Below are 8,720 nucleotides of genomic sequence, written 5' to 3' on the forward strand. Positions count from 1 at the left end.
CCGCCCGGCCGCCCCGCAGCCCTACGGCGCACAGCCCCCCGGTGGTTACGGCTACCCGGGCGCGCAGCAGCCCGGCGGTTACGGCCAGCCGCAGCCGGGGCAGCCCGGGCAGCCGTTCGGCGGGCAGCCCCAGCAGGCTCAGGCCCAGCCGCAGCAGCAGCCGCAGCAGCCCGCGGGGGACTTCTCCCCGTTCTGGTTCGCGGTGCCGGTGCCGCGGCCGCTGTTCGCGGAGGACGGCTCGCCGACGCCGATCGCCGAACTCGCCCCGGGTACCTGGTACCTGGCCGTCGAGCAGCGCGGTGCGACCCTCGTCGCCCAGACGCAGGACGGCCGCCGCGGTGTCCTGCAGGACACGTCTGGCATCCAGCGCGGCTGAGCCCCTCAGCGCCTCTCGGCCCCTCGCCCTTCCGGGCGGGGGGCCGTTGTCGTACAGTCGGCGTCCCGTCAGCTGACGTATCGTCAGGAGGCAGGCATGCGGCTCGGTCTCGCGCTCGGCTACTGGGGCCGCGGCCCCTCCCTGGGCCACGTGCCCCTGGCGCAGGAGGCGGAGCGGCTCGGCTACGACTCCGTGTGGACGGCGGAGTCCTGGGGCTCCGACGCGTTCACCCCGCTCACCTGGATCGCGGCCCACACCTCCCGCATCCTGCTCGGCACGGCCGTCGCGCAGATGGCGGCCCGATCGCCGGCCACGACCGCGATGCACGCCCTGACGCTGGACCATCTGTCCGGCGGCCGCGTGATGCTGGGCCTCGGCCTGTCCGGCCCGCAGGTCGTCGAGGGCTGGTACGGCCGCCCGTTCCCCGCCTCGCCGCTCACCGCCACCCGCGAGTACGTCGACGTCCTGCGGCAGGTGCTGCGCCGCGAGGCCCCCGTCGAACTGGCGGGCCGCTTCCACTCCCACCCCTACCGGGGCCCGGACGCCACGGGCCTCGGCAAGCCCCTCAAGCCGATCACGCACCCGCTCCGTCCGGACCTGCCGATCCTGCTGGGCGCGGAGGGGCCGAAGAACGTCGCCCAGACGACGCGGATCGCCGACGGCTGGCTGCCGCTGTACTGGTCGCCGACCCGTCCGGAGGTCTACGGCCCGGCCGTGGCGGAGCTGCCCGAGGGGTTCCTGGTCGCGCCGATGGCACAAGCCCGGGTCTGCGACGACGTCGCCGAAGGCCTGCTGCCCGTCAAGGCGATGCTCGGCTTCTACATCGGCGGCATGGGCCACGCGGCACGCAACTTCCACGCCGACCTGATGGCCCGCATGGGTTACGAGGCCGAGGCCCGCCGCATCCAGGAGCTGTTCCTCGCCGGCCGCAGGGAGGAGGCCGTGCTGGCGGTCCCCGACGCCTTCGCCGACGAGATCTCCCTGGTCGGACCGCGCGAACGGATCGCCGAGCGGCTGGAGTCGTGGCGCAAGGGCCCGGTGACGGACCTCCTCGTGCTCAGCCCCGACGCGCACACCCTGCGGGTACTCGCCGAGTTGAACTCCTGAGCGAATCCGCTGGTTTCATCCAGAGTTCAAGGGCAATCCGGAAGGTATGTCCCCTCGATATCGCAACGGTGCGAATCAAGCCGGCACGATCGTGGCGGTCGTGGCCGACATCATGGCCCTGATCCTGGGTCTCTGGATCCTGATGTACCTGCTGGAAGCCAACCCCGGCAACTCGTTCGTCCAGTTCATCCACGACGCGGCCCGCTGGCTCGCCGGCTGGTCGCACGACCTGTTCACGTTCGACGAGGCATGGGCCCGAGTGGTCTGCGGCTACGGCCTGGCAGCGGTGGTGTACCTGTTCGTCGGCCACGCCATCGCCAATCGAGTACACCGGCATTGACGCCACAGGGGCGCGGGCCGTGTTCGACATGCGGCTCCGCCGCGTGGGCGCGATCAGCCGCGCACTACCCGCGCCCCGCCATCCGGCAGCAACTCCCGAGCCCCTAGGCGCAGCAGTCCGACTCGAGCCCGACCGGCAGGTCCGCGCCACCGAACACCCGACAAGTAGCCTCGTGCCCGCCCAACGCGGCCACGGCCAGCAACAACGACCCGGCCGTCCACGTCGTGAGCTCCCGAGGCCATACCGCGTCGTCGTCGAAGACGTACCCCGTCCAGTACAGCCCGCTCTCCGGATCCCGCAGATGCCGGATCGACTGCAGGATCTCCAGTGCCCGGTCGGACTCCCCCATCGCCCAGAGCGCGAGCGCGAGTTCGGCGGACTCGCCCCCCGTCACCCACGGGTTGGGAACCACACACCGCACGCCCAGCCCGGGGACGACGAACCGGTCCCAGTCCTCCTCGATCCTGGTTTTGGCCTCCGCACCGGTCAGCGCACCGCCGAGCACCGGGTAGTACCAGTCCATCGAGTACCGGTTCTTGTCCAGGAACCGCTCGGGGTGGCGCCGTATGGCGTGCCGCAGCGCACCCGCCGCCAACTCCCAGTCAGGTTGCGGCTCTTCCCGCTGCTCGGCGATGGCGAGCGCGCAGCGCAGCGCGTGGTGGATGGAGGAACTCCCCGTCAGCAGGGCGTCCGTCGTCTCCGTACCGTCGTCGTCGCGCCGCCAGCCGATCTGCCCGCCGGGCTGCTGGAGGCGGAGCACGAACTCCACGGCCGCGTACACCGCCGGCCACATCCGATCCAGGAACGCGTCGTCACCGGTGGAGAGGTGGTGGTGCCAGACACCGACGGCTATGTAGGCGACGAAGTTGGTCTCCCGGCCCCGGTCGGTGACCGCGTCGGGCTCACCGTCGGTGTAGGCGGCGTACCAGGAGCCGTCCTCGTTCTGGTGCCGGGCCAGCCACAGGTAGGCGCGCTCGGCGGCCTCGTGCTCTCCGGCCGTGTCGAGGGCCATGGCCGCCTCGACGTGGTCCCACGGGTCGAGGTGGTGTCCCCGGAACCAGGGGATGGCGCCGTCCTCGCGCTGCACGGCGAGGATGCCGGCGACGGTCGCGGCGGCCTCCTCCGCGGTGAGGACCCCGGGCAGGACCAGATGTTCCGTCCGGGGAGTGGTCACTTGGTGTCCGCCCCGGTGTCGGCCGGACGCGGCAGGTGCGGCTTGGTCGCGTATGCCACGAAGCTCTTGCCGATCAGCGGGTTCAGCGCCTGCTCGGCGACCCGGGTGGCCAGCGGTTTCTTCATGATGTCCCAGACGAGCAGCTTGTGGTACGCCCGCACCGGCAGCGCCTTGTCGTTGTCGACGCCGAAGGCGCACTTTAGCCACCAGTAGGGCGAGTGCAGGGCATGGGCGTGGTGCGAACCGTACGGCTCCAGGCCGGCCTCGCGGATCTTCTCCACCAGCTCGTCGGCCTTGTAGATGCGGATGTGGCCACCCTCGACCTCGTGGTAGGCGTCGGAGAGGGCCCAGCAGACCTTCTCGGGCCCGTAGCGCGGGACGGTGACGGCGATGCGCCCGCCGGGCTTCAGCACCCGCACCATCTCCGCGAGGACACCCTTGTCGTCCGGGATGTGCTCCATCACCTCGGAGATGATCACGACGTCGAAGGACTCGTCGGGGAAGGGCAGCGCGAGGGCGTCGCCCTCCATGGCCGTGGCGGTGGCGCCCTCGGGGGCCTCGCCGGCCTCCTTCATCGCGGCGAACCACTTGGCGACCTCGCGGATCTCCTCGGCGTTCTGGTCCAGCGCCACGACCTGCGCGCCACGCCGGTAGCACTCGAAGGCGTGCCGGCCGGCACCGCAGCCCAGGTCCAGGACGCGGTCGCCCGGGGCGAGCGGGAACCGGGAGAAGTCGACGGTCAGCACGTGGCCCTGCTTTCGGAGTTGACGCCTTCTACATCTGCCGGGGCCGCGGGGACAGCACCTGCTGTACCTGCCGTGGCCGCGGGGACAGCGCCTGCTGCGCCTACCGGGGCTACAGCCACAGCATCTGCTGTGCCCGCCGGGGCTGCGGCCACAGGCCCCGCCGAGGTGGCCGAACGGCCGGACGCCGACGGGACGGTGCGAGCCCCGGCCCGGTCGATCGCCTCGCGGTAGCGGGCCACCGTGCCCTCCGCGGCCCTGGCCCAGGTGAAGTTCCGCAGGACCCGTTCACGCCCGGCCGTGCCGAGGCGGGCTCGGAGCTCCGCGTCGCCCAGCAGCCGGCCCAGGCCCGCGGCGAGCGCGTCCGCGTCGCCGGGCGGTACCGCGAGGCACGTCTCGCCGTCGCGGCCGGCGACCTCGGGTATGGCGCCGCCGGTCGTGGCGAGCAGGGGCGTGCCCGTCGCCATGGCCTCGGCGGCCGGAAGGGAGAAGCCCTCGTAGAGTGACGGCACGCACGCGACCTGCGCCGAGCGGACCAGGTCGACGAGTTCCGCGTCGGAGATGCCTTTGACGAACTCGACGGCCCCGGCGAGGCCGTACCTCTCCATCGCCTGGGCGACCGGCCCTTCGGCGGGCCGCTTGCCGACGACGACGAGATGGGCGCCGGGGTGCTCGGTCCGCACCTTGGCCAGTGCCTCGACGAGATGCACCAGACCCTTCAGGGGCACGTCGGCGCTGGACGTCGTCACGATCCGGCCCGGCACGACCGGCACCGAGGGGTCCGGCGAGAACAGGTCGGTGTCGGCGCCGATGTGGACCACGTGGATGCGGTCCCGCCGGACGCCGAGGTGGTCGATGATCTCCTGCTGCGAGGTGCCGGACACGGTGAGCACGGAAGGCAGCCTTCGCGCGACGCGCTTCTGCATGCGTGTGAAGGCGTACCAGCGCCGCACCGACAAGCGCCGCTTGCGTCCTTCCGCGGCGTCCAGCTCCAGCCGCCGGTCGACGGTGATGGGATGGTGGATGGTCGTCACCAGCGGTGCGCCGACATCGCCCAGCAGGCCGTAGCCGAGGGTCTGGTTGTCGTGCACTACGTCGAACTCGCCGCAGCGGGCGCGCAGATGGCGGCGGGCGCGCAGCGAGAAGGTCAGCGGTTCCGGGAAGCCGCCCGTCCACATCGTCGCGACTTCCAGCGCGTCGATCCAGTCGCGGTACTCGCCGCGCCCCGGTGTGCGGAAAGGATCCGGCTGGCGGTACAGGTCGAGGCTGGGCAGCTCGGTGAGGCTCAGCCCGTCGTGGCCCTCGTCGAGGACGGGGTACGGCTGGGCGCCGATGACCTCGACCCGGTGGCCGAGGCGGGCCAGTTCGCGGGAGAGGTGCCGGACGTAGACGCCCTGGCCGCCGCAGAACGGGTTCCCTTTATAGGTGAGGAGCGCGATGTTGAGCGGTCGCAAGCCGTCGGCAGCGGGGCCCTCCGTGGCCCCGGCCTCCCTGGCCTCAGCGGTCACTCTCGGCCCCCTTCTCCACTGCACTGTCCCGCGAGATTACGCCGGGACGCTAATCTAGAACAAGTTTCAGACTTGATCGTTCGGAGGCTCTGAATCTACCGGCAGGTAGGGGTGCTGTGAGCAGTGGATCAGGTGATTCACGCCACGACGACACCGTGCCATGCTGTGTGATCACTCGTCCTCACGGACGGTCACGGAACGGGACCGACACATGCCCGCGGAAGCCAAGGTGAGCGCCAAGGTGAACAAGCCGGCCAAGGTGGAAGCCAGAGCGGCAGCCCCCGTCTCCCCGCCCCTCACGGAGCGGCAGGAGGCCCGCCGCCGCCGCATCCTGCACGCGAGTGCGCAGCTGGCCAGCCGGGGCGGCTTCGACGCGGTGCAGATGCGCGAGGTCGCGGAGTCCTCGCAGGTGGCGCTCGGCACGCTGTACCGCTACTTCCCTTCCAAGATCCACCTGCTGGTCGCCACGATGCAGGACCAGTTGGAGCACATGCACGGCACGCTGCGGAAGAAGCCCCCGCAGGGCGAGACGGCGGCCGAGCGAGTCGCGGAGACGCTGATGCGGGCCTTCAGGGCACTGCAGCGCGAGCCGCATCTGGCCGATGCGATGGTCCGCGCGCTGACCTTCGCCGACCGCAGCGTGAGCCCCGAGGTCGACCAGGTCTCCCGCCAGACGACGGCGATCATCCTGGACGCGATGGGCCAGGAGAACCCGACCCCGGAACAGCTCTCGGCGGTCCGGGTCATCGAGCACACCTGGCACTCCGCGCTGATCACCTGGCTGTCGGGCCGCGCCTCGATCGCCCAGGTGAAGATCGACATCGAGACGGTGTGCCGTCTGATCGACCTGACGGCACCGGCCGCTCCGTAGGCCCCCGGACACGACGAGGACCTACGAGACGGGTTCCCTTCGCCGGCATGGTCCGGATCAGGTACTGGGGGTCGCCTTCCGGGCGCCCGGCCTTACGGCCCTGCGTCCTTCCGGCCTCTCAGCCCTACCGTCGCAGTCGGCACCAGCGGAAGCCGAAACTTCCCGCCGACGTCGGCCGCTCCGGTCGGACTCCCTCACTCGCCTCGTAGGCCGATTCCAGGGTAAAACGCCAGCAAGAGAATGTAACCCCCGCCATTCAAGATTTTTCGGGCGCTACGGGCCCTCCGGACGCCAACGGCACTACCGGGCGCTACTCCTCCGGCGGGAACACCGCCTCCCCGCTGTCACGCAGCGTGATCGTGATCGCCTCCGCCGGGCAGCATTCGGCCGCCTCCAGCACCCGCTCGTTCGCGTCCATGTCCGGGGCGGTCGGACGGGACTGGCGGGCGGCGTCCAGGCGGAAGCCGTCCGGCGCGTGGTGGAGGCACTGCGCGGAGCCGATGCACAGGGAGCGGTCGACCTCGACGTGCCAGCGGTCGCCCATCGCTACGCCTGCGCCGGGAGGTGGATCATCTTGTGCTCCAGGTACTCGCCGTACCCCTCGGGCCCGAACTCCCGCCCCAGGCCCGAGTTCTTGTAGCCGCCGAAGGGGCCGAGCATGTCCAGGCTGAAGGTGTTGACGGAGTACGTGCCCGTGCGAACCTGACGGGCGATGTCGATGCCGCGCTCGACGTCGGCGGTCCACACGCTGCCGCTGAGCCCGTAGTCGGAGTCGTTCGCGATCTTCACGGCGTCGGACTCGTCGTCGTAGGGCAGCAGGCAGATCACCGGGCCGAAGATCTCCTCGCGGGCGATGCGCATGGAGTTGTCGACGTCGCCGAAGAGGGTCGGCTCGACGTACCAGCCGCGGTCCAGGCCGGCCGGGCGTCCGCCGCCGGTGAGGATCTTGGCGCCCTCCTCCTGACCGATGCGGATGTAGTCGAGGTTGCGCTGCTGCTGCCGCCGGGCCACCAGCGGACCCACCTGGGTCGCCGGGTCCAGCGGGTCGCCGACCTTCAGGGCGCCCGCCGCGGCGGCGAAGGCGTCGGCGAACTCGTCGTAGCGGGAGCGCGGCAGGAGGATGCGGGTCTGGGCGACGCAGGCCTGCCCGTTGTTCATCCAGGCCGCGGGCGCGATGCCCGCGACGGCCGTCCCGACGTCGGCGTCGGGCAGGACGACGGCCGCGGACTTGCCGCCCAGTTCGAGCGTCACGCGCGTGAGGTTGCGGGCGGCCACCTCCATCACGCGCTTGCCGGCCGCGACCGACCCGGTGAAGGACACCTTGTCGATGCCGGGGTGCCCGACCAGGTACTCGCTGACGTCCCGGTCGGCGGGCAGGATCGACAGCACGCCCTCCGGCAGCCCGGCCTCGCGGGCGATCTCGCCGAGCAGATAGGCGTCGAGCGGCGACTCGGGCGACGGCTTGAGGACGACCGTGCAGCCGGTGAGCAGGGCCGGGGCGAGCTTGGCGGCGGCGACGAACTGCGGGACGTTCCATGGGGCCACGGCGGCCACGACCCCGACGGGCTCGCGGCGTACGAGGATCCTGCCCAGCACGCCGTCGCGCTGCTCCTCGTAGGTGAAGTTCCGGGCGACGGCGATCGCCGAGTCCCAGACCAGCACCGCGCCGAGCGCCTGGGCGAGGACGCTCCAGGAGTACGGCGAGCCGTTCTGGGCGGAGATCACGCGGGCCATCTCGTCGTGCCGGAGCGCGATGGCGTCCTTGATCCGGCCCACGACCTCGATCCGCTCGTCGAGGCTCATGCGCGGCCAGGGCCCCTCGTCGAACGCCCGCCGGGCCGCCGCCACGGCCCGGTCCACATCCGCCGCCGAGGCGTGCGGGACGCGCCCGATGACCTCCTCGGTGTGCGGTGAGACCACCTCGATGACGTCCTGGCCCAGGGGGTCGGTCAACTCCCCGCCGATGAACAGCTGTCCGTGTTCCACGAGCTCGGTCATGGCCGACTGCCTCCCCGGGAGCGTTCTCTGACGGTGCATCAGGTACGCCCACTGATACCAGCCCCGCCCCGAGGAGTCCACGGACCGCGCACCACGAGGAGACTCCTCGCTGTAACCCGTTCTAGTTATAGTGACGGGGAGCCGGCGACAGGGGAGCCCATGACACAGGTGACCGACCACGGCGGAGGCGTCCGGTCCCTCCGGGTCCCGATCCCGGACAACCCGCTCGGCCACACGCTGGTGTACGTCGTCGACACCGACCGCGGCCCGGTGCTGATCGACACCGGCTGGGACGACCCGGAGTCCTGGGACACCCTCGCCCAGGGCCTCATGGCCTGCGGCACTTCGGCGGCCGAGATCCACGGCGTGGTCGTCACCCACCACCACCCGGACCACCACGGCCTGTCCGGCCGGGTCCGTGAGGCGTCGGGCGCGTGGATCGCGATGCACGCGGCGGACACCGCGGTCGTACGGCGGACCCGGGAGGCCCGTCCCGAGCGCTGGTTCTCCTACATGGCGGCCAAGCTCGCCGCGGCCGGCGCTCCCGAGGAGCACATCGCCCCGCTGCGGGCGCCCCGGTCCCGCGCCCTGCCCGGCCTCTCC

Annotated in this window: 9 protein-coding genes and 1 pseudogene; 5 read left to right on the forward strand and 5 right to left on the reverse strand. The window is 71.6% G+C overall.

Annotation, left to right across the window (positions count from 1 at the left end):
• The 3 genes and pseudogenes from C1J00_RS32425 to C1J00_RS32435 all read left to right on the forward strand — a co-directional run.
• Positions 1-376: pseudogene (locus tag C1J00_RS32425) on the forward strand (hypothetical protein); the annotation flags it as partial.
• Between the two features lie 96 nt (positions 377-472).
• On the forward strand, positions 473-1,483 hold the full coding sequence (locus C1J00_RS32430) for an LLM class F420-dependent oxidoreductase (RefSeq protein ID WP_102912554.1): 1,011 nt from the start codon (positions 473-475) through the stop codon (positions 1,481-1,483).
• 46 nt (positions 1,484-1,529) lie between these two features.
• A complete protein-coding gene (locus C1J00_RS32435; protein ID WP_102912555.1) occupies positions 1,530-1,823 on the forward strand; it encodes a hypothetical protein in 294 nt (97 codons plus the stop codon).
• Positions 1,824-1,926: 103 nt separating this feature from the next.
• Here the strand turns inward: C1J00_RS32435 and C1J00_RS32440 are convergent, their stop codons facing one another.
• From C1J00_RS32440 to C1J00_RS32450, 3 genes are read right to left on the reverse strand one after another with little or no spacing between them, the layout of a single operon-like run.
• On the reverse strand, positions 1,927-2,997 hold the full coding sequence (locus C1J00_RS32440; protein WP_102912556.1) for a prenyltransferase/squalene oxidase repeat-containing protein: 1,071 nt from the start codon (positions 2,995-2,997) through the stop codon (positions 1,927-1,929).
• Complete coding sequence (locus C1J00_RS32445; RefSeq protein WP_102912557.1) at positions 2,994-3,743, reverse strand: class I SAM-dependent methyltransferase; 750 nt, start codon at positions 3,741-3,743, stop codon at positions 2,994-2,996. The genes C1J00_RS32440 and C1J00_RS32445 overlap by 4 nt, the downstream gene beginning before the upstream one ends.
• The gene (locus C1J00_RS32450) at positions 3,737-5,248 is read right to left on the reverse strand and encodes a glycosyltransferase family 4 protein (protein ID WP_102912558.1); all 1,512 of its coding nucleotides are present in this window, start codon (positions 5,246-5,248) and stop codon (positions 3,737-3,739) included. Before C1J00_RS32450 ends, C1J00_RS32445 begins: the two co-directional genes overlap by 7 nt.
• Positions 5,249-5,459: 211 nt before the next feature.
• Here C1J00_RS32450 and C1J00_RS32455 point away from each other — a divergent pair, with 211 nt between their 5' ends.
• Entirely contained in the window at positions 5,460-6,119 is a 660-nt protein-coding gene (locus C1J00_RS32455; RefSeq protein WP_102912559.1) for a TetR family transcriptional regulator, read from the forward strand.
• 310 nt (positions 6,120-6,429) lie between these two features.
• On the opposite strand, the gene C1J00_RS32460 is transcribed toward C1J00_RS32455, so the two are convergent.
• Together C1J00_RS32460 and C1J00_RS32465 are read right to left on the reverse strand one after the other, a co-directional pair.
• On the reverse strand, positions 6,430-6,663 hold the full coding sequence (locus C1J00_RS32460; protein WP_102912560.1) for a ferredoxin: 234 nt from the start codon (positions 6,661-6,663) through the stop codon (positions 6,430-6,432).
• A gap of 2 nt (positions 6,664-6,665) precedes the next feature.
• Positions 6,666-8,117 (reverse strand): aldehyde dehydrogenase, encoded by a 1,452-nt coding sequence (locus C1J00_RS32465; RefSeq protein ID WP_102912561.1) that lies wholly within the window; start codon positions 8,115-8,117, stop codon positions 6,666-6,668.
• A gap of 159 nt (positions 8,118-8,276) precedes the next feature.
• On the opposite strand from C1J00_RS32465, the gene C1J00_RS32470 reads away from it, so the two are divergent.
• Positions 8,277-8,720: MBL fold metallo-hydrolase (locus tag C1J00_RS32470; protein ID WP_146046293.1), on the forward strand; the 444-nt coding region annotated here is incomplete at its 3' end.

Source organism: Streptomyces cahuitamycinicus, from assembly GCF_002891435.1.
Lineage (GTDB): Bacteria > Actinomycetota > Actinomycetes > Streptomycetales > Streptomycetaceae > Streptomyces > Streptomyces cahuitamycinicus.

Bases quoted from the DNA above. Each gene is read 5' to 3' on its own strand.
- C1J00_RS32430 (WP_102912554.1), top strand. From the start codon at position 473: ATGCGGCTCGGTCTCGCGCTCGGCTACTGGGGCCGCGGCCCCTCCCTG.
- C1J00_RS32435 (WP_102912555.1), top strand. From the start codon at position 1,530: ATGTCCCCTCGATATCGCAACGGTGCGAATCAAGCCGGCACGATCGTG.
- C1J00_RS32455 (WP_102912559.1), top strand. From the start codon at position 5,460: ATGCCCGCGGAAGCCAAGGTGAGCGCCAAGGTGAACAAGCCGGCCAAG.
- C1J00_RS32460 (WP_102912560.1), bottom strand. From the start codon at position 6,663: ATGGGCGACCGCTGGCACGTCGAGGTCGACCGCTCCCTGTGCATCGGC.
- C1J00_RS32465 (WP_102912561.1), bottom strand. From the start codon at position 8,117: ATGACCGAGCTCGTGGAACACGGACAGCTGTTCATCGGCGGGGAGTTG.